Genomic DNA, 18,973 nt, shown 5'->3' with positions numbered 1-18,973 from the left:
CCGCGGCGAAACCGCTCGACTCGAAGCGACGCCGGTCGCGCGGGCGAACGCGCTAGACGCCAAGTTCGTCGGCGAGGTCGTGGAACGTCTCGATCGGTAAGTCCGGTTCGCCGGCGATCGACTCCCACGGCCGTCCCTTGCGGTCGACCCACGCCCCTTGCATGCCGGCATGTTTGGCTCCCATGACGTCGTACCAGCCGGCGGTGACGTGGACGATCTCGTCGATCGGCGTGCCGGTCCTCGCGGCCGCGTGGCGGTAGAGGTCGGCGGCAGGCTTGTACGTCTCGACCTCGTCGGCGCTGATCGCGTCCGTAAGGAGGTCGTCCACGTCGGCGTGGGCGATCATCGACGACAGCATGTCGGGGTCGCCGTTCGAGACGACGTAGCAGTCGTAGCCGCCGTCGCAGAGGCGTTCGATACCGTCGCGAACGTCGTCGAAGACGTCGAGTTCGTGATAGACCGCCAGCACCTCGTCGCGCTCGTCCGTGGTGACGTCGACGTCGAAGACATCCAGCGCGTACTGGAGGGCGTCGCGGTTCATCTCGTAGAACGGCTGGTAGGCGTCGACGTGATTCGCGACGAGTGTATACTCGAGCGAGCGCAGTCGCCACAGGGTCGAGATCGGTTCGGGGTCGTCGACGTGGTCGGCGAGCGCACGGACGGCCGCATCGACGTCGACGAGGGTGCTGTAGGAGTCGAACGTGATCGTCGTCACGCTGTCGGGGTCGAACGTCATCCAGAGGGAGTGTCACGACGAGACGTAATAGTTCCCGCGCGCGGTCTCGGCCGACCGCAATTAGAATAAGGGGAGCCGACCCCGTGAAACTAATCGAGCGGCGGTCGCGAGCCATCCTATCGGGGAGTGCCCGGACACCGAAGACGTATCTCGAGGCCCGTGCGACGTTACCTCGTGCCGCATCTTCAGTTCGAAACTACGGCCGCAGTCGATTCGGCGGCGAAACACGCGTTCACCGACGAGATCACGGACGTATACGCCGACCGGATGGCGACGGGGACGGGTCACGTTGCGGTCACGGTCCGCGCGCTCGAAAATGCCTCGTTCTCGCTGGGTCGACTCGAGCCCGGTGAGGACGCAGTGATGCTGAACGCAGACGTTAGGGCGGGACGGTCGTTCGATCGGCAGCGATCGTTCGTGCGAGACGCGTTCGAAGTCGCGCACGGCCGGTGGGGCGTTCCGACCGAGAACATGTACGCCGTCGTGACCGAACACGGTGGCGAGCAGTTCCACGAGTACGATCGTGTGCTCTCGTCGTGGGGGGAACACGAGGCCGAAGACAGCGCTGACTGACGTGAACCGCCGCGAAAACGGCCGTTCGGCGCGGCGATCGACGGCTACTCGCCGAACGGGTCCTCGTAGTCGTTGCGAATGTAGTACCGAATCCAGTTCGCGTAGGTACGGTCGGCCGGATCGTCCGCGACCTGTTCGTAGCGGACTATTCCCTCCTCGTCGAGTACGTAGACGGCGGCGATACCGGTGAGGCCGTGGCTCGTCTCCTCGGTACCGCTGTATTGGTCTGCGACCTCGCCGTTGGGATCGGCCTGTAGTTGAACGTCGAGGTCGTAACGGTCGCGCATCTCGGTGACCCGCGGCAGCGAATCGGTCACGATCGGCAGGATATCGACGCGGTCGTGGAACCAGAGGTCGTAGGCGACCTCGCTGAACGTCTGGAGCTGTTCCGCACAGAAGCTACACCAGTGGCCGCGGTTGATGATGACGACGGCCGGCCCCTCCTCGAGGCGGTCCGAGAGCGATACTTCACCGCCGGCGGTGCTCGGGAGCGTGAAATCAGGCGCTTGTTCGCCTTCGAGTCCCATACCCTGATGTGGTCCCTGGTCGGGGTAGGTCTGCGGGCTGAAAGTGGAAGCACGGGCTGGTCGACGCGTCGCACGTCGAGTGCGACGGCGTTTGCGTGTGGCTGCTCACGCCCGCACGGATACTTTGGGACTGCACGGTGTACGGACGCCCCCATGTCTGATGACTCGATCGAGCGACGGACGTACGAGGTCGTTGTGGTCGGCGGCGGACCGGCGGGGATGACGGCCGGCCTCTACGCCACGCGACTCGGCCACTCGACGGCCGTCGTCGGGCGCGGCGGCGGCCGTGCGGCGATGATGCGAGACGTCCACAACCTGCTGGGCGTCACCGAAGACACCAGCGGCAACGAGTACCTCGAGACCGGACGCGAGCAACTCGAGTCGTACGGTTGTGACGTCGTTCGCGACTTCGTCTCCTCGGTCGACGAGACGGACGACGGGCGCTTTCGCGTCTGCGGGGCCGATGCGGAGTTCGTCGCGGACGCCGTCGTTCTCGCGACGGGGTTCGACGACGCGCGCCCGGAGCCACCGCTGCCGCGGACCGGCCGTGGCCTCCACTACTGTCTGCATTGTGATGCCTACATGTTCGTCGACGAGCCCGTCTACGTGATGGGCCACGGCGACAGTGCGGCCACCGTCGCCGCGATCATGCTGAACTTCACCGACGAGGTCGATCTGCTGACGCGGGGCGCAGAGCCGACGTGGAGCGACGAGACCGAGACGATGCTCGCGAACCACCCGATCGACGTCGTTCACGCGGACGTAACGGGCGTCCGGAACGGCGACGATGGCTGGCTCGAGGCTCTGGAGTTCGCCGACGACGTGGGGCCACGTCCCACCGGGAGCCAGACGGAGTCCGGCGATGGATCGGTGCGGGAGTACAAAGGTGGGTTCGCGATGTACGGCAGCGAGTACAACAACGGACTGGCGACCGATCTGGGCTGTGCGGTCAACGACGACGGCACGGTCGCGGTCGATGACCACGGCCGGACGAGCGTCGACGGCGTCTACGCGGTCGGCGACCTCACGCCGGGCCACAATCAGGTTCCGGTCGCACTCGGCGAGGGCGCGAAGGCCGGCATCGCGATCCACTGGGAGCTGCGGGAATTCCCGCGTGAGGCCGACGAGATCGAACCGGCCGGCCTCGTCCGTAGCGAGGAGGTGCCGGGGATTCCCGACGCGTTGCTCGAGCAAGCGGTCGAGCACCATACCTACGATTGACTCGCTCGGACGCGCTCGGAGATTTGGGGGACGCCGTCGCGGTGCTCTCGTCGGCCCCATTACGTCGTCAAGAAATCACCGGTGAGATCGGGAAAGACGTGGTGAGCGAAGTGGATGGCGAAGACGACGACGATCGGCCCGAGGAACAGCCCCCACCAGCCGAAGGCGAGCGTGCCGAGGAAGTAGCCGAGAAGGACCAGTCCCATATGGATGCCACTGCGCGACGAGAGGAACGCTCTGGCGAAGAAGTCCGGGATGGTGTCGACGACGACGAACGTCAGCGCGAAGAATGCGATCGGGTGCCAGAGCGGCGTCGGAGTCGTCAGCGCGACCCCGAGGAGGAGTAGGCCGTACGGGACGTAGACGATCTTCATTCCGAAGACCGGTATCAGCGTCCCGATCCCGATGAGCAAGGAGAGCAAAATCGGCGTCCAGACGATGGGGCCGCCCGAAGCGAGGAAATTGAGGCCGTAGTACGTGACAGCGGCGGTGCTGCCCGCGACCACGATAACCGCCAGATTGCTGAGAAAGACCGTCTCGAGGTCGTTATCGACCGTCTCGAGGTAGGAGACGATATCGTCGTCGCGGTCGATGCTGTCGTAGAACCACCGACGCAACTTCTGATCGTCACGTAGGAGGTAAAAGAGGAACGTGAGCATGAGAAAGAACTTGGCGAGGATCGAGAAGGTGGCCGCAAGGATCGCCCGGAGCCGTCCGAAGAGACTCGGCAAGCTCTGGCGGAGCACGCTCACGATCGAGCCACCGGAGCCAGACGTGATCGCGTCGACGAGTCTGTCGATGTTTCTGTGGCGAACCAGCCGCAAGTACGGCTGGAGGATCGACCGGAACGCCCCGAGGGAGTACGTGGCGAGAAACTGATCGAGCTCTCTGAGTGCGATGACGGCCGCGTAGACGATGACGGCCATCATCGGAATGATAATAAACAGTATCGTGATCGTCGTCGTCACGTTCGGGTGGTCGATGAAGCCGTCGAGCCAGCGGTACAGCGGCCGCGTCGCGTAGTACAGGAAAACTGCGAAGAGAAGCGGCCCGATGTACTGGAAGAGAGCGAAGCCGATCAACGCCGCGAGAACCAGTCCGAGCACGACCCAGCCGACGCGCTTGCCATCCCGGCCGTCGAAGAGGGTCATAGTCAGTTACACGGCCGCAAACGGGAAAAGCGCCCGTCTTGAGAAGAGTGACGGTACTCGACGTGTGACCGTCAGGGCGACAAATTGGAGCCCCTCACAGTCCCGTCAGCCCTCGAGCTCGTCCGCAAGGTCGTGGAAGCTCTCGATCGTCAGATCGGGATCCGTCTCGTACGGTCCCCAGAGCGTGTTCTGTCGGTTGATCCAGACGCCCTGCATTCCGGCGTGGATCCCGCCGGGCACGTCCCACCAGCCGCCCGCGACGAAGGCAATCTCCTCGATCGGCGTCCCGATCCGGTCGGCGGCGTGGCGGTACAGTTCGGGTCGGGGTTTGAACTGCTCGATCTCATCGGCGCTGACCGTGTCCTCGATCAGGTCGCCGAGGTCGGCGTGCTCGAGCAGCGACGCGAGCATGTCCTCGCTGCCGTTCGAGACGATGTAGCAGTCGTAGCCCGCATCGCGCAATCGCTCGATGCCGTCACGGACATCGTCGAAGACCGGTAGTTCGTGGTACGTTGCGAGAATTTCCTCGCGCTCGTCCTCGTCGACGTCGATGCCGGCCGTCTCGAGGGCGTACTGTAGCGCGTGGCGGTTCATCTCGTAGAAGGAGTCGTACTCCTCGATGGCGTTGCCGACCATCGCGTACGACAACGATCGCTCTCGCCAGAGCTTCGCGACGAGTTTCGGATCGTGGTCGTCGACGTACTCCGAGAGGGGGTCGGCGACGCCGGAGACGTCCACGAGCGTTCCGTACGAGTCGAACGCGATCGTCTCGACTGCATCGGGGTCGAACGACATAGGTCAATCTCCCAGACCGCCCTCGAAATAGCTTGGCCCGACACCGAGCCCGAACGCCGAGTCGACGACTGGTCGAAATGCTCCCTGCCCCGGACTTGACGTGGGTCGCGAGAGACGTGAACCCTATGGACCGAAGCAAACAGCTGTACGAGCAGGACGCGACGGACTGGCAACGCGGCATGTACGAGGACATCAAGACGACCTTTCGCGCGCCGATCGTCAACTGGTACTTCCGATCACTGACGGCCAACGAACCCGCGTTTACGCGGTATCTGTGGGGCCAGCTCAAGCCCCTCTTCCAGACTCGTGCGTTCGGACGCTACGCCGTCTCGTACCGAGACACCGTGCTCTCGGCGATCGAAGACGGGCCGGCCGACCTCCCGCGCTACCGGCGCGCCGACACCGCCCTCCGGCCGGCCGAGTGGCGCGAACTCCGCGGCCAGCTTGCGACCTTCGACGTCGTTGCACCGCGGTTGGCGCTCACGTTCGCGGTCTGCGACCGAGCGATGCACGGCGATCTCCCGGACGCCAACCCGGAGGGCGCGCCGTCGACGGCACCACTTCCGCCATGGCTCGACCGCGATCGCGGGCAGTCCGTGACGATGCTCGAGGCCGGCGATGTCCCCGGCGACCTCTCCGAGACCGTCGACGAGATTCGCGCGTTCCACGGCCTCGAGGAGGGACTGCCGAGCATCTACCGCTGTCTCGCACAGTGGCCGGGGTACCTCGAGCCGGCGTGGACCGACCTCGAGCCGATCCTCGAGAGCGAGGCGTTCGAACGCGGCTGTCGCGACGCCGACGCGGTCGTAGATGGCCACCTCGAGGAACTCCCGTATACGCCGCGGCTCTCGCCGAACGATCTCGCAGAGCAGGGGTTCGACGACGAGACGATCGACGACATCCAGCACTACGTTCGGGCGTTCAACCGGGGCGCAGTCAGCAAAGTCCTCCAGACCATCGTCACGTACGCGGCGACGCTCGACGCCGGCGGCGAGCGGTCGCTCTGACGCGTCGCCGGCCGGTGCACGCAGGAGGCGGCGCTCGAGCCGATCGGCCGTCGCTCCCCGGACAGCGTTTTGGGGCCGGCCGTCGTCGTCGGCCTATGGCAGATACAGCCGTCATCGCCGGCGTCGGTCCCGGACTCGGTGCATCGCTTGCGCGAACGTTCGTTGCGGAGGGCTGTCAGGTGGGGCTGTTCGCCCGCTCGACGGACTTTCTCGAGGAGCTATCGTCGGACTTAGGCGACGACGCCGTCGCCGTCCCGACCGACATCACCGATCCGGCGCAGGTCGAGGCCGGGTTCGACGCGGTCCGCGACGCGTTCGGCCCCGTCGATGTCCTCGTTAACCACGCGAGCGGTGGCGCGTGGTCGGGTTTGCGGGATATCTCGCCCGAGGCGTTCGAGAGCGCGTGGCGCACGTCGGCCTACGGCGCGCTGCTGTGCTCGCAGGAGGCGGTCGACGACATGCTCGCCGGCGACGGCGGGACGATCGTCTTCACCGGCGCGACCTCGGCGGTCCGCGGCCGCGGCGGCGCGATCGGCTTTAGCGCGGCCAAATTCGCGGTTCGAGGGATGGCCGAGTCCATGGCCAGAGAGCTCGGCCCCGAGGGAATCCACGTCGCTCACGTCGTGATCGACGGGCAGATCGAGACGCCGTCGGTCCGCGAGTCCCGGCCCGACCGCGACGAGGACGAGTTCCTCGACCCAGATGCCATCGCCGACTCGTACTGGCACCTCGTCGAACAGGACCGCTCGGCGTGGACGCTCGAGCTCGATCTCCGGCCGCACGTCGAGGCGTTCTGACCCTGCCGGCTTGCCGACCGAGAAGCGAATCGGTCGTCGCTCCGTCTGAACCAGCGTTGGCGACAGCAACGCCCTATGCGGAAGGGATAGCTTCAACCCGCTCGAGCCCCCGGTGACGCCTATGCTACGGGCGGTCGTCTTCGATCTCGATTACACGCTGGCCGTTCCCCGACGCGACCGGGCGACCATCCTCGAGGAAGCCACGACGACCGCCGGCGCGCCCTCGCTGTCGCGCGATGACTACCTCGCGGCCCACCGCCGGAACCTCACCACCGAGACCCGCGAACCCATTTTCGCCGAACTGCTCGCGGACAGCGACGCCGACCCGGCGGACGTCACGACGGCCTACCGCGAGCGGATCGCCGACGACCTCGAGGCGTTGCCCGGCGTCGAGGCCATGCTCGCCGACCTGCGCCGCAGGTACCGCGTCGGCCTGCTCACCAACGGCCCCGTCCGCGCCCAGCGGGACAAACTCGAGACGCTGGGCTGGGAGGGTGCCTTCGACGCCGTCGTCGTGACCGGTGAACTCGAGGCCGGAAAGCCCGATCCCCGCGCGTTCGAGGCGATCGCGGAGGAACTAGGCGTCGACCCCACCGAGACGGTCTACGTCGGCGACGAGGTCGAGGCCGACGTTCGCGGCGCGACCGAGGCCGGGATGGCCGCGATTCAGGTGCTGCTCGAGGACGGGTCCGACCCCGATCCACGCGCCGCCGCGCACGTCCCACAGGAGGAGGTCGCGACCGCGGTTCCCGAGGTCCTCGCAACCCTCGAGTGAGCGATGTCCGATTCCGTCTCTCGCTGGACCCTGACGATGTGTCGACTCCGTGGTCTCGATGGCGCTGCTGATCGTCTCGGTCGCACTGACGGTCCGACCGTCCGAGGAGGAAGCGAGCGCGTGGTGGGGCGCTACGCGCTCCCGTCCTCGAGTCGCCGGCTCACCGCCTGTACCACGTCAGTCGCTCGCTTGACTTCCGCACCGCTCTCGACGAAGACGAGCGTGCGCGGGGGCGTCGTCGCCTTGGGCCGTACCCTAAGGTCGACCTCGGCCGCCGCCTCGGCCGCCGCGTCTTGGCCGGCCTCGAACTCGAGGCGAGCGCGGTCTTCCTGAACGAACGCTCGGGCGATCCGGTCGTCGTCGCGAGTGACGTCGTACGCGCGAGCGCCGTCGGCCGTCTGCTCGACGTCGCGATCGGCGTTCGTCACGGCAACGCGCGTGAGGTCCCCGTCCTCGCGGCCGTCGAGGTCGCTCGAGAGGAGTTCGGCGATCCGTCGGCCGTCGGTGATCCGGTCTTCGACCATGCGAGTCGGTCGGTTCGCCGGGGATTAACCGTCTTCGGTGTCGAGAACGGCCTCGCGGGCGGTCGGTGCGAGGTCTTCGACGCCGATCCCCTCGCGGCGGGCGTAGACGACTGCGGCGGCCTCGATCGTCAGTCCGAGCTCTCCCTGAAGTGCGTTAATCGCGCCGACGGCCTCGTGTTTCTCCATGCCCTCGGCGACCAGTGAGTCGAGGACGCGCTCGAACGCCGACCGCTCCCGGAGGAGGTCCTCGTCGGGGACGAACGATTCGGGGACCGTCACCTCGCCGGGGTCGAACGTGACCGCGAGGCCGTCGTCGCCGCGCTCGAGCAACCCCTCGCCGGTCGCGACGTCGATCAGCCGCTTGGCCTGGTCGGGGGAGAACCAGTCCCGATCGAGCGAGAGGGCGACGACGAACTCGTTTTCCTCGAGGCGGCGGGTGCCGTTCTGGATGAACGGCGCGGCGACCGCGACGCGAAGGCTCATCGGAGACGACTCTCTCGAGGGGCGAGAAAACGATGGCGGTTCCGGACTGGCCGCCGTTCCGACCGACGTCGGCGGTCGGCGATCAGTCGGACGCGCGGCCGCCGTTCCGATCGGCGCGGGACGGCGGCGGGAACTCGGCCGCGGTCGGCTCGGGCGTTTCCGGAAGAACGCAGCGGTCAGATTCGCGGTTGACGTGGCGGTACCGCTCTGGAGTGTTCGCGAGCGGGTGTGCAGGATTTTGATCGCTGTCGATACGGGCGGCTCGGACCTCCTCGAAGCCGCTGAGACGGGCCTGAATGCCCCGCCAGTGATACCGCGTCGCCGCCGGGATCGAAACCGGCCGAGGCGATTTGCCGTCCGGGTGCTGGGTCGCGAGGATCGCGTTGTTGACGTTACTGGCGAGTACGTCGTGGTCGATGAGCACGCCGACCGAGGCGTCCCGCGGCGCTCGAGCGGCGAGCACGTCGAGGCCGAGATGCAGCGCCCGATATTCGGCGACGTTGTTGTCCGGCGGCGCGTCCGCGGTCGCGACACGTGCGACGCGGGTGCCGTCGCGCGTTTCGATGACGGCCCCCAGCCCGCCGCCCGAGTTCCGGAAGGACCCGTCGGTAGCGACGTAGAAGTCACGATGATGGGTCCGCGGGGGATGGGCGATGTGGGGTGTGGGCGACTCGTCGAACAGGTCCCGCAGTGTGGACCGGCCGTGAGCGGCCATGCGAACGTGTAGGCCACATATACACTTAATTATGTCGTCCGTGATAACAAATGCCAATGTATGCCACGGATGCGGACGGGCCGCCACAATATACTTCTGTACTTATTCTCGAGAAATAAAATGTCGGGCGTATTGATCTGATCGGGCTATAACGGGCCCAAAACGCCAGCGAAAGGCGAATTCTTTCGTTCGGAAGATGCAGACGCACGGCCGATCGATCGAAAGCCAATCTGTGTTGGCAGTAGGTGTATGACCGTGAGGTGCTTGGTGGAGATATGAACCAATCGAACGGCAGTCGGATGGAGGCGGCCTGCTCGCTGCTCGCGGAATCCGAACGGCGGTTTCTTCTCTATCAGTTGGTGACCGACCGAACGGCGAACATAGAGGACCTCGTGACCCAGGTTGCGGCCTGGAAGCATGACGTCCGTGCCGCCGAAATCGACAAGGAAACCCGACAACGAGTGTACGTCTCACTCGTCCACAACCATCTCCCGCGTCTCGCCGATTACGACATCATCGAGTACGATCTCCGCAGCGGCGATATCGTCCTCGCAGCGGGATTCGATGATATCAAACCCCTGCTCGAGCAGTTTAGACAGACCGAAGACGAGCCCGAGATCCGCGAACGGCCGCCCCTCTGAGTCGGTCCGCTGACCGGCGCTTGATCGTCGATATTCGGTCGCCGATACCCGGCCGCCGATACTCAGTCACCGATCGTTCGTCCTCCGCGTCCATCCGTCGAGCGGTCCACGATTGCCGCCGAATTCCTTTAAAGCCGAAACAAATAGGGTGCTCCTACCGAGACGGTCTCCGTGAGCCGATACCGAAATCTCTCGCTGTTTCTAGTGCTTGCGACGCTGTGGGGGTCCGCGTTCGTCGCGATCAGCGCGGGGCTCTCGCACGTACCACCGGTCCTGTTCGCAGCGCTGCGATACGATATCGCCGGCGTGCTGATGCTCGGCTACGCGGCGTTCGCCGTCGATTCGTGGCGACCGCAGGGTCGAGCCGAATGGGCGCAGGTCGCCGTCGGCGCGGTCCTCTTAATTGCGGCTTATCACGCGTTCCTGTTTGTCGGCCAACGGAATACGACGGCCGCCGCGGCCGCGATTCTCGTGAGTCTCTCACCGGTTCTGAGCACCGGTTTCGCGCGGCTGCTCGTCCCGAACGACGCCCTCTCGACGGTCGGCGTCGTCGGCGTCGCCGTCGGTCTCGTCGGCGTCGGTGTCGTCGTCCGACCCGATCCGTCGAACCTGCTTGCGGCCGACGTCGTCGCAAAGGGGCTCGTCTTCTGTGCCGCGGGGGCGTTCGCCCTCGGTAGCGTTCTCACTCGCCGGATCGACGCCTCCCTCCCGATCGAAACGATGGAGGCCTGGTCGATGCTCGGCGGCGCGGTCGTGCTCCACCTCGTGAGCCTCGGCATCGGCGAACCCGTCAAACCGGCCGCATGGACGCACCTCGAGGCGATCGGCGCGATCGCGTACCTGTCGATCGGTGCCAGCGCGGTCGGCTTTCTCATCTACTTCGATCTGCTCGAGCGACTAGGCCCCGTCGAGATCAATATGGTGTCGTACGTCGCCCCGATCGTCACCGCGGTGGTCGGCTGGCTCTACCTCGGCGAGGTCGTCGACACGACGGCGATGGCCGGATTCGGACTCATCGCCGTCGGCTTCGTCCTCGTCAAGCGGCGAGCGATCAGGCGGGGATTCGACGGCGTCCGATCGCCCGGCCCGAGCGAGTGATCGGCCGACGAGCGGTCTGTGCCGGCCGCAGTCGCGCTCGATAGGGCGCTATCGACGGTGTGCGTGGCCGACGTACAGCGCGAGTAGGTGACCGACGACGAGCGCGAGAAACAACAGTCCATCGAGCGACGAGGACAGGCCGGTCACGAGCAGCGGGACGTAGAGGACCGGCATGGCGATCGCCGCCCAGAACCCGGCCGCACGGATCGGGGTGGCGAGCCCCGGTGCTGCTCGCTCGAGGCGACCGCACTCGTCGCCGCGGCGTTTGCTCGACGAACTCGAACCGCCCGACCGCTGCTCGGAGAGGGAAGGTGGACTCGCCATCAGAGGTACTGCTGGTGGTTTCGTTAGCGACGGTGTCCCAAATACCGCTTCAACCGTTTCGATCGGTTAGGACGGATTCAGCCGAATCCGAACGACCTGACCCCATCGTTTACGGCGAAAAGATCGGTTGATCGCGGTTCGCTACGGTCTCGAGCCGACGACTCACTCGCTGCGGTCGTCAACGCCGTGGTCGAACGCGTCGGACGGCCCGCCGTCCGCCGACTCGAGGACGACGGTCTCCCCGGCGGTCATCGAGTCGCCGACCTCGACTGCGACGTCCGCGAGGTCGACCGTTGGCGGGAAGAGCACGTCGACGCGGCTGCCGAATGCGATGTGGCCGATGCGGTCGCCGCGCTCGACGGCGTCGTCGCGCTCGAGATAGGGATGGATGCGTCGGGCGAACGCGCCGGCGATCAGCGTCACCTCGGCGTCGGGGGCCGAGTCCTCGGGCGGCGTCGACGTGCCGTCCTCAGTTGGTTCGCCGCCGTCGTCCGCGGCCGCCTCGTCTCGCTCGTCGCCCGTGGCGGGCAGGTTCGGAGAGTCGGTCTCGAGGCGGACGTGAACCCGCTCGTTGCGGTCGGATTCCTTCGAGAAGGCGGGCCGATTCGCGCCGGAGACGTGTTCGACGTCGGCGACGCGGCCGGCGAAGGGAGCGCGGACGACGTGGACGTGCCAGACGTTCATGAAGACGCCGAGTCGGACCCGATCCCCTTCCTCGCGCAGGACGGAGACGGTCCCGTCGGCCGGCGAGACGACGCCGGTCGGCGGCGGCGTGCGATCGGGGTCGCGAAAGAACGCGAGGGTGCCGACGCCGACCGCGAGCGCGACGAGACTCGCCGTGACGCTGATGATAACGGCAAACGGGGCGGCGAGCAGCGGAAGGATAGCGTACTTCCACGCCCCGGGTGCGAATTTCATGAGAAAAACGACGGGGCCGCGTCGTATGGCCGTTACGGATCCCCATCTCAGCGACGCCGTATCCGGTGGCTAACCGTCGCACGTCTGACGCGAGGGCCGTCGTCTCCTCCGTACGCGACTAACCGATGAACGGACGAGTCGCGTCGACGACGACTCCCGGCCGGCGATACTAGGGGCTCGCAACCCGAGGCGCTGTCCGCGTAGCGCGATCGTTCCGCGGCCGTGCCGACGAGAGCGCCCGCCACCGGCGTTCCGGCGGCCGCAGGCGGCTTTCACCGTGCGGAGGGCTTTCGGGCTGGGTTTCGGTCGGTCTATCGGAGGAAACCTCCCGTTGGCAATCGAGAATAACAATACGGCGCTTCGTGGCGCAGGCGGTCGTCAGCGATGAAACGACGAACGTATCTCAGCGCGGCTCTGGTGGCCACTCTGGCCGGCTGCTCCAGCACCGAAGAGTCGGACGGCGGTTCCGACGGAAGACAAACGGGAGCGGGCGACGACAGCGATCCCGAACCGTTCGACGACTTCGAAGCGCTCGAGTCGTGGACCGCGTCGCTCGGAACGCTCACCGCGGACACGAATCGTGCCTACGCCGGGTCACAGTCCGCAAAGCTCGAGTCGGGCGAAGACAATCAGGTCAGGATCGTCCGGGAACTCTCCGAGCCCCGTGACTTCTCGGGGCTGCGACCGAGCCTGGCGGTCGCGACGGATCACGAGGCCGATCTGATCGTGCAACTGCTCGACGGAGACGGGAACCGTCTGGTCTTCAGACAGCGCGCACACAGCGACACGCCGCTCGTCCAATACAATTTCGGCGTCGCGACCGTCGACGGCGAGCCGGACCTGAGCGCGATACGCGAGGTACAGATCCTCCGCTGGACGGGCGACGACGACAAGGGGGCAGTATGGATCGACGACCTCCGGTTCGTCTCCGCGCCGGACACCGGCAAGGTCCTGTTCCAGTTCGACGGCGGTTACGAGACGGACTACACGGGCGCGTTGCCGCTCTTGGAAGAACACGGCTATCCCGCCGTCTCGTTCGTCACCCCGAGTCGGATCCGCGAGGGCGAACGCGCCGAAGGCGACCACCTCATCCGCGGCCACCTCGACGAACTCGCCGACGCCGGCTGGACGATCGGGAGCTACTCGATGCACGGGCTCGACCTCACCGGTTCGTCGGATCGCAACCCCGAAGCGGAGATCAGCGACGCCAAAGCGTGGCTCGAGGACGAGGGCTTCGAGGAGGGCGCGCGGTACTTCGCCTACCCGCAGGGGCGATACGACGGGGACGTGCTCGAGACCGTCACGACCAACCACGACCTCGCCTTCGCCGGCCGGTATCCGTCGCAGGGAATCGCCACGAACCCACACCTCTGTACGCGGATCACCGGCCCAGACGCCGCCACGGCGCGGTCGGCACTCGAGATCACCACACAGATGGGTGGCATCACGTCGCTGGCGTTTGGCCGGCTCGACGAGGCGTCGCTGTCGGTCCTCGAGGAGACGGTCGGACGCGTCAGCGACCTCGAGTCTGCCGGCGACCTCGAGGTCATCGGTCCGGGGGACGTGGCGGACTCGTTCGTTCAGGATTGATCGGTCGCGGTTCTCGCACAACGGCCACAGAAGCGCACCCCACCCCCTCGACGCCGCTATCGGGGGCCGCTGGCCGGGATCGTGAACGAAAACGTCGACCCCACCTCCGGTTCGGAGTCGACCCAGATGTCGCCGCCGTGGCGTTCGACGATGCGGCGACAGAGCGCGAGGCCGATGCCCGTGCCGTCAGACTCCTCGCGGCTGTGGAGCCGCTGGAAGACCCGAAAGACCCGGTCTCGGTCGCCGGGATCGATCCCGATCCCCTCGTCTTCGACCGAGAGTTGCCAGTGCCGGCCTGCGCGCTCGGCGCTGACGAACACTCGCGGCGGCTCGTCGCCGCTGTACTCGATCGCGTTCGACAACAGGTTCTGGAACACCTGCCGGAGCTGGCTCGCATCACCCAGCACCGTCGGCAGTGTGCCCTCGATCGTGATCTCGGCGTCTCGCCGCTCGATCATCACGTGCAGGTCGGTCAGCACGTCCTCGAGCACGCTCTCGAGGTCGACGGGCTCGAACGGATCACCGCGCGTTTCGACGCGAGAGTACGCGAGGAGGCCGTCGATCATCTCCCGCATGCGGTCGGCCCCGTCGACGGCGAACGCGATGAACTCCCGGCCGTCGGAATCGAGGTCGTCGGCGTACCGGTCTTCGAGCAGCCGGAGGTAACTCGAGACCATCCGCAAGGGCTCCTGGAGGTCGTGCGAGGCCGCGTACGCGAACTGCTCTAACCGCTCGTTCGACGCCTCGAGCTCCGTGACCGTCTCGTTGAGCCGGCGTTCGTACTCCTGGCGCTCGATCGCGGTCGCGATGATCGTCGCGACGCTCTCGAGGAAGTCGACGTCGTGGTCCGCGAACTCCCGCCGGTCGGTATCGTAGACGTCGATGACGCCCCACGGATCGGCCGCCGGCCCGATAGCGACGGTGAGCCCGCTTTCGGCGTCGCGATTCACCAGCGACGGCCCGTCGAATCGATCGTCGGCCGCGACGTCTTCGATCACGACGGGACCGTCGCCCGCCAGCGCGGCCGCAGCGATCGACCCCGTCGCAGACGCGGTCACGTCCTCGCCGGCGTCGAAGCCGGTGGCGGCCCGACACCGCAGTTCCTCGCCGGCGGGTGCCGCCGGGTCGTGTTCGAAGACGGAACAATACGCCGCGTCGAGCGCGGCCGTGACGAGATCCGTCACCTTCCCCAGCAGGTCGTCGATATCGGGGTTCTCGAGGGCGTGGCGGCCGAGAGAGGAGACCGACTCGAGTTGCACGACCTTCTCCGTCAGCGTCCGTTCGGCCGCCTTGCGCGGCGAGATGTCCCGAAAGAGGCCGACGAAGTAGCGATCCCCGTCGTACGTGAAATCGTTCAGTGAGACGCCGAGCGGGACTTCGTGGCCGTCGACGTGTTGTCCCGGGAGCTCGACGTAGGTCCAGTTGATGTGGCGCTCGCCGGTCTCGAGGTAGCGCTGGAGCGCAGAGAGGTGGGTCTGGCGCAGCCGCGGCGGGATGATGGTGACTTGGCTCGAGCCGACGAGGTCGTTCGGCTCGTGTCCGAGGATGCGCTCGACCGCGGGATTGGCGTAACGGATGTCGCTGTTCGTATCGAGAACGATGATCCCGTCGGGGAGCGCGTCCGCCAGCGCCTCGAACGTCCGGCCATACGTGAGACCGGACTCGGACGTCGCCGTCGAGGCCGCGCTCACGTCCCGTCGACGGACGATGCCGGTAAACTCCGCCTCCCCGGTCTCGGCCGGCGGCGCTCGCTCGAGGTGGATCGTACAGGGAACGGCGTCCGTCGTCGTCCGCAGTGAGACCGGCATCGACACCGGCGACGCATCCCGCTCGTCGAGGGCCGCGACGAGCGACGCGAGGCTCGCCTCGTCGGCCAGCAGCGTCTCGAGGTTCCGGCCACGCAGGTCGCCGCGCTCGTGGCCCGTCAGTCGTGTAAACGCGTTATTGACCGCCACGATCGACCCGGACGGCGTCGCTCGGACACACGCGATGTCGGCCGCCTCGAGCAACCCGCCGACCCGGTCGGAGATCGAACCGGTATCGGGCTCGTCCGGAGCGGACGACGAGTCGTTTGGCGGGCCAGATTCCATGTCAGTGTTTCGGCAGTAGCGTAAATAAGGACTGTGGACGGCGTCGTCTCGAATCTCTTCTGTGGTGTGACAAAAACAGAGTGTGGACCAGTTGCTCGGCATCGTCGCGACGGCGACGGACGGTCGGAGATCGTCAGTCCCAGAAGGCCTGGGTCCGCGCGTATTCGCGCTCCTTCGAGAGGATGTCCCGGTAGAACTCGGACTCGTCCTCGCGGAGCTTGTTGATGATCTGGGCGGCGTTGTGTGGGCCGACGCCGCGGGCGGCCATCGCGATCACGGCCTGCTTGCCGTGGCTCTGGACGAGACTCGCCGCCCGAAACGCGCGTTCGGTCATCTCCCGTTGCTCGTCGTCTTTCTCCTCGGCGCGGACTGCCTGCACCACCTCGTCGGCCCACGGGTTCAACGAGGCGATCCGGGTCGAGCCACACTCCGGACACTCGGGCTGGTCCGGCACCCGCTTGACCTTCGTCTTCACCTTCCACTCCTCGCAGTGGGTACACAGCAGGATGACGCGATCATCCTGAATGCGCTCTTTGACCGTCTCGATGACGCTCGCGTCGGCATTTTCCGGTGCGAGCAGTTCCTTCCCGCCCGATGACCGGCCGCCCTGCCCGACCGGCGTCCGGCCGCGGTGGGTCACAAGCTCGAGCTCGCCCGACTGGATCTCCTCGAGGACGGCACTCGCGCGGTCGACGTCGAGATCCTCGTGGAATACCTCTCGGATTGCCTCCTCGTACATCGGCGTGTCCTCGAGCGCCGAGAGCAGGCGGTCGTTCGAGAGACGGCCCGACCCGTTCCCCTGCCAGCGCTTGAGCGCGCCAAACTTCGCCGAGACCTGCGCGAGCCGAAAGGCGAGCGCGTCGGAGTTTTTGAGCCCGAGTTCGACGATGGCCTCGACGTGGTCGGGGTCGGTCTCCTTTAGGACCGCGAGCACGTCGCTGGTCGCGATCGAAGTGGGAACCTCGAGTTCGATCCGATAGGGATCGGTCTCGAGGCCGACCGAGGAGCCCGCGCGTTGGCCCAACAGCGCCGAGAGGATCCGGCCGAGGGTCTCGTTTACCATGTGGCCGAACGGCGCGTTGAGAACGATCGTCCGGCCCTGTCGCTCGAGGACGAGCCGGTCGGCCGTCGGCATCGGCGACTCGCTCTCGACCTGACGCTCGAGTTGCGCGCAGGCCCCGGTCAGCGTGTACTCGTCGGATGGATAGCGGCCGGCAAGTTCGCGGCCGACAGCCGCGGCGTCGGCCCCCGCCTCGAGCTGGGGCTCCGCAACGGCGCGGATCTCGCCCACCTCGCCGGCGACCGCGGCGGGAACGGGGATCTCCTGACCGATCCACGATGGCACCTCGCCGGCGGGGTCCTCGATCGGACTGACCTTCACGGTCCCGTCCTCGTCGTCGATCTCGGCGATCCGCCACATCTCGCCGCGCTGGATGAACACCTCGCCCGGTTGGGCGAAGTTGACGACGAACCGCTCGTCCAAAGTGCCGATCTGGCCCCCGGAGGCGATGTCGTGGACCTCGTAGGTCTCCTCGTCGGGGATCATCGAGAGGTTCGAATAGACGTACTGCCAGGTGCCGCCCGTCGTTTCGATGCGGTCTTCGCCCTCGTCGAACCAGCAGATCCGGTTGCGGTCGAGTTCGGTGACGATCTCGCGAACCGTCTCCTCGGGAACGGTCCGGAACGGGTAGGCCCTCGTGATCGTTTCGACGGCCTCGTCGACGTACGTGTCCCCGCGGCTCTGGACGAGCGCCGGCAACTGGTTCGCGACCACGTCCAGACTGCCCTCGTGGATCGCCGCCGGCTCGACCTCCCCGTCGCAGGCCCGCCGAGCGATCGACAGCGCTTCGAGGGTGTCGTCGGGTCGCGTCGTGACGACCGTCCCGCTCGAGACCGCGTTCTGGCGGTGGCCTGCGCGGCCGATCCGCTGGAGGAGCCGCGTGACCTGCCGCGGGCTCTTGTACTGGATCACGTGGTCGACCTGTCCCACGTCGATCCCGAGTTCCATCGACGAGGTACAGAGCAGCCCATCGATCTTGCCGGCCTTGAACCGGTCCTCGACGTCGATCCGAGCCTCCTTCGAGAGCGAGCCGTGATGGACCCCGATCGGGAGCTCGAGCTCCTTGAACCGCGACCCCAGCGCCTCGGCCGTCTGGCGCGTGTTCACGAATATCAGCGTCGACTCGTTTTCGGCGACCAGATCGCGGATCAGCCGGACGTGGCTTGCCGTGTCGGCCTCGGTCATGAGTTCGCCGGCCAGCCGCTCGTCTTCGTCGGTCACCTCGGGTTCGCGGACCGTCACGTCGACGTTGCTTCCCACGTCGATCTCGCGGATCTCGCAGGGCCGTCCGCCCGTGAGGAACTGCCCCACCTCCCCCGGATCGCCGACGGTCGCCGAGAGACCGATCCGCTGGAACGGCCCCGCAAGGTCCCGCAGGCGCTCGAGGCCGATCGCCAACTGCGCGCCCCGCTTCGAGGCGGCGAGTTCGTGGACCTCGTCGATCACGACGTGGGAGAGATCCGCCAGCGCCTCACGCAGCCGCTCTCCCGTCAACATCGCCTGGACGGTCTCGGGCGTCGTGATGAGCACGTCCGGCGGGTCCTCGGCCTGTTTCCCCCGCTGGTACTGGGTCGTATCGCCGTGGCGGACGTCGACCTCGAGGTCCAAGTACTCGCCCCACCACTCGAGGCGCTCGCGCATGTCGCGGTTGAGCGCCCGCAGCGGCGTGATGTAGAGCGCGCCGAAGCCCTCGGGCGGCCCTTCCTCGGCGACCAGATGGTCGAAGACGGGCAACATCGCCGTCTCGGTCTTGCCGCTCCCGGTGGGTGCGATCACGAGCGTGTTCTCGCCGGCAGATAGCGGCGGGATCGCCAGTCGCTGCGGTGCCGTCGGCGTCGAAAATCCGCGTTCGGAGAGCGCTCCGCGAACCGTCGCTCCGAGGTGCGTAAACGCCGCGACGTCCCCGTCAGTCATCGGAATACGGTAGGGACGAGCGGCGGATAAACAC

General features: G+C 66.7%; 19 protein-coding genes. 8 read left to right on the top strand and 11 right to left on the bottom strand.

From position 1 onward, the window contains the following. Positions 1-52: 52 nt before the first annotated feature. On the bottom strand, positions 53-736 hold the full coding sequence (locus ACJ70B_RS13430; protein ID WP_408957499.1) for a haloacid dehalogenase type II: 684 nt from the start codon (positions 734-736) through the stop codon (positions 53-55). 174 nt (positions 737-910) lie between these two features. Between ACJ70B_RS13430 and ACJ70B_RS13425 the strand changes: the two genes are divergently transcribed. Next, positions 911-1,309 carry a tautomerase gene (locus tag ACJ70B_RS13425; RefSeq protein WP_408957498.1) on the top strand — a complete coding sequence of 133 codons (399 nt, stop codon included), beginning with the start codon at positions 911-913 and terminating at the stop codon, positions 1,307-1,309. A 44-nt stretch (positions 1,310-1,353) separates the two neighbouring features. Here ACJ70B_RS13425 and ACJ70B_RS13420 read toward each other — a convergent pair whose 3' ends face one another. Further along, entirely contained in the window at positions 1,354-1,836 is a 483-nt protein-coding gene (locus ACJ70B_RS13420) for a peroxiredoxin family protein (protein WP_408957497.1), read from the bottom strand. A 153-nt stretch (positions 1,837-1,989) separates the two neighbouring features. Here ACJ70B_RS13420 and ACJ70B_RS13415 point away from each other — a divergent pair, with 153 nt between their 5' ends. After that, a complete protein-coding gene (locus ACJ70B_RS13415) occupies positions 1,990-3,057 on the top strand; it encodes an NAD(P)/FAD-dependent oxidoreductase (protein WP_408957496.1) in 1,068 nt (355 codons plus the stop codon). A 59-nt stretch (positions 3,058-3,116) separates the two neighbouring features. On the opposite strand, the gene ACJ70B_RS13410 is transcribed toward ACJ70B_RS13415, so the two are convergent. Both ACJ70B_RS13410 and ACJ70B_RS13405 read right to left on the bottom strand, forming a co-directional pair. Then, complete coding sequence (locus tag ACJ70B_RS13410) at positions 3,117-4,208, bottom strand: AI-2E family transporter (RefSeq protein WP_408957495.1); 1,092 nt, start codon at positions 4,206-4,208, stop codon at positions 3,117-3,119. Positions 4,209-4,313: 105 nt separating this feature from the next. Continuing rightward, positions 4,314-5,003 carry a haloacid dehalogenase type II gene (locus tag ACJ70B_RS13405; protein WP_408957494.1) on the bottom strand — a complete coding sequence of 230 codons (690 nt, stop codon included), beginning with the start codon at positions 5,001-5,003 and terminating at the stop codon, positions 4,314-4,316. A 125-nt stretch (positions 5,004-5,128) separates the two neighbouring features. On the opposite strand from ACJ70B_RS13405, the gene ACJ70B_RS13400 reads away from it, so the two are divergent. The 3 genes from ACJ70B_RS13400 (at position 5,129) to ACJ70B_RS13390 (ending at position 7,582) form a co-directional block, all read left to right on the top strand. After that, the gene (locus tag ACJ70B_RS13400; protein WP_408957493.1) at positions 5,129-6,010 is read left to right on the top strand and encodes a halocarboxylic acid dehydrogenase DehI family protein; all 882 of its coding nucleotides are present in this window, start codon (positions 5,129-5,131) and stop codon (positions 6,008-6,010) included. A gap of 95 nt (positions 6,011-6,105) precedes the next feature. Further along, positions 6,106-6,807 (top strand): SDR family NAD(P)-dependent oxidoreductase, encoded by a 702-nt coding sequence (locus tag ACJ70B_RS13395; protein ID WP_408957492.1) that lies wholly within the window; start codon positions 6,106-6,108, stop codon positions 6,805-6,807. A 121-nt stretch (positions 6,808-6,928) separates the two neighbouring features. Next, the gene (locus ACJ70B_RS13390) at positions 6,929-7,582 is read left to right on the top strand and encodes an HAD family hydrolase (RefSeq protein WP_408957491.1); all 654 of its coding nucleotides are present in this window, start codon (positions 6,929-6,931) and stop codon (positions 7,580-7,582) included. Positions 7,583-7,713: 131 nt separating this feature from the next. Here the strand turns inward: ACJ70B_RS13390 and ACJ70B_RS13385 are convergent, their stop codons facing one another. From ACJ70B_RS13385 to ACJ70B_RS13375, 3 genes are all read right to left on the bottom strand, one after another. Next, positions 7,714-8,106, bottom strand: a complete 393-nt coding sequence (locus ACJ70B_RS13385; RefSeq protein WP_408957490.1) for a hypothetical protein — start codon at positions 8,104-8,106, stop codon at positions 7,714-7,716. A gap of 24 nt (positions 8,107-8,130) precedes the next feature. Then, positions 8,131-8,589, bottom strand: a complete 459-nt coding sequence (locus ACJ70B_RS13380; RefSeq protein ID WP_408957489.1) for a DUF2240 family protein — start codon at positions 8,587-8,589, stop codon at positions 8,131-8,133. Between the two features lie 82 nt (positions 8,590-8,671). Beyond that, positions 8,672-9,304 (bottom strand): ribonuclease H, encoded by a 633-nt coding sequence (locus tag ACJ70B_RS13375; RefSeq protein ID WP_408957488.1) that lies wholly within the window; start codon positions 9,302-9,304, stop codon positions 8,672-8,674. 275 nt (positions 9,305-9,579) lie between these two features. Between ACJ70B_RS13375 and ACJ70B_RS13370 the strand changes: the two genes are divergently transcribed. Together ACJ70B_RS13370 and ACJ70B_RS13365 are read left to right on the top strand one after the other, a co-directional pair. Then, a complete protein-coding gene (locus ACJ70B_RS13370; RefSeq protein WP_408957487.1) occupies positions 9,580-9,945 on the top strand; it encodes a hypothetical protein in 366 nt (121 codons plus the stop codon). 171 nt (positions 9,946-10,116) lie between these two features. Further along, entirely contained in the window at positions 10,117-11,043 is a 927-nt protein-coding gene (locus tag ACJ70B_RS13365) for a DMT family transporter (RefSeq protein ID WP_408957486.1), read from the top strand. A 48-nt stretch (positions 11,044-11,091) separates the two neighbouring features. On the opposite strand, the gene ACJ70B_RS13360 is transcribed toward ACJ70B_RS13365, so the two are convergent. Together ACJ70B_RS13360 and ACJ70B_RS13355 are read right to left on the bottom strand one after the other, a co-directional pair. Continuing rightward, positions 11,092-11,367 carry a hypothetical protein gene (locus tag ACJ70B_RS13360; RefSeq protein ID WP_408957485.1) on the bottom strand — a complete coding sequence of 92 codons (276 nt, stop codon included), beginning with the start codon at positions 11,365-11,367 and terminating at the stop codon, positions 11,092-11,094. A gap of 162 nt (positions 11,368-11,529) precedes the next feature. Further along, the gene (locus tag ACJ70B_RS13355) at positions 11,530-12,285 is read right to left on the bottom strand and encodes a protein sorting system archaetidylserine decarboxylase (protein ID WP_408957484.1); all 756 of its coding nucleotides are present in this window, start codon (positions 12,283-12,285) and stop codon (positions 11,530-11,532) included. 384 nt (positions 12,286-12,669) lie between these two features. Here ACJ70B_RS13355 and ACJ70B_RS13350 point away from each other — a divergent pair, with 384 nt between their 5' ends. Further along, positions 12,670-13,875 carry a polysaccharide deacetylase family protein gene (locus tag ACJ70B_RS13350; RefSeq protein WP_408957483.1) on the top strand — a complete coding sequence of 402 codons (1,206 nt, stop codon included), beginning with the start codon at positions 12,670-12,672 and terminating at the stop codon, positions 13,873-13,875. 56 nt (positions 13,876-13,931) lie between these two features. Here the strand turns inward: ACJ70B_RS13350 and ACJ70B_RS13345 are convergent, their stop codons facing one another. Both ACJ70B_RS13345 and ACJ70B_RS13340 read right to left on the bottom strand, forming a co-directional pair. Continuing rightward, positions 13,932-15,965 carry a PAS domain S-box protein gene (locus ACJ70B_RS13345; RefSeq protein ID WP_408957482.1) on the bottom strand — a complete coding sequence of 678 codons (2,034 nt, stop codon included), beginning with the start codon at positions 15,963-15,965 and terminating at the stop codon, positions 13,932-13,934. Between the two features lie 133 nt (positions 15,966-16,098). Beyond that, positions 16,099-18,939: a DEAD/DEAH box helicase gene (locus ACJ70B_RS13340; protein WP_408957481.1), complete on the bottom strand. Its 2,841-nt coding sequence runs from the start codon at positions 18,937-18,939 to the stop codon at positions 16,099-16,101. Positions 18,940-18,973 lie beyond the last annotated feature (34 nt).

It is taken from the genome of Natrinema sp. 74 (genome assembly GCF_046097095.1).
GTDB lineage: Archaea > Halobacteriota > Halobacteria > Halobacteriales > Natrialbaceae > Natrinema.
The sequence above is the reverse complement of the archived record's forward strand: the minus strand, read 5'-3'. Positions and strand labels throughout refer to the sequence as shown.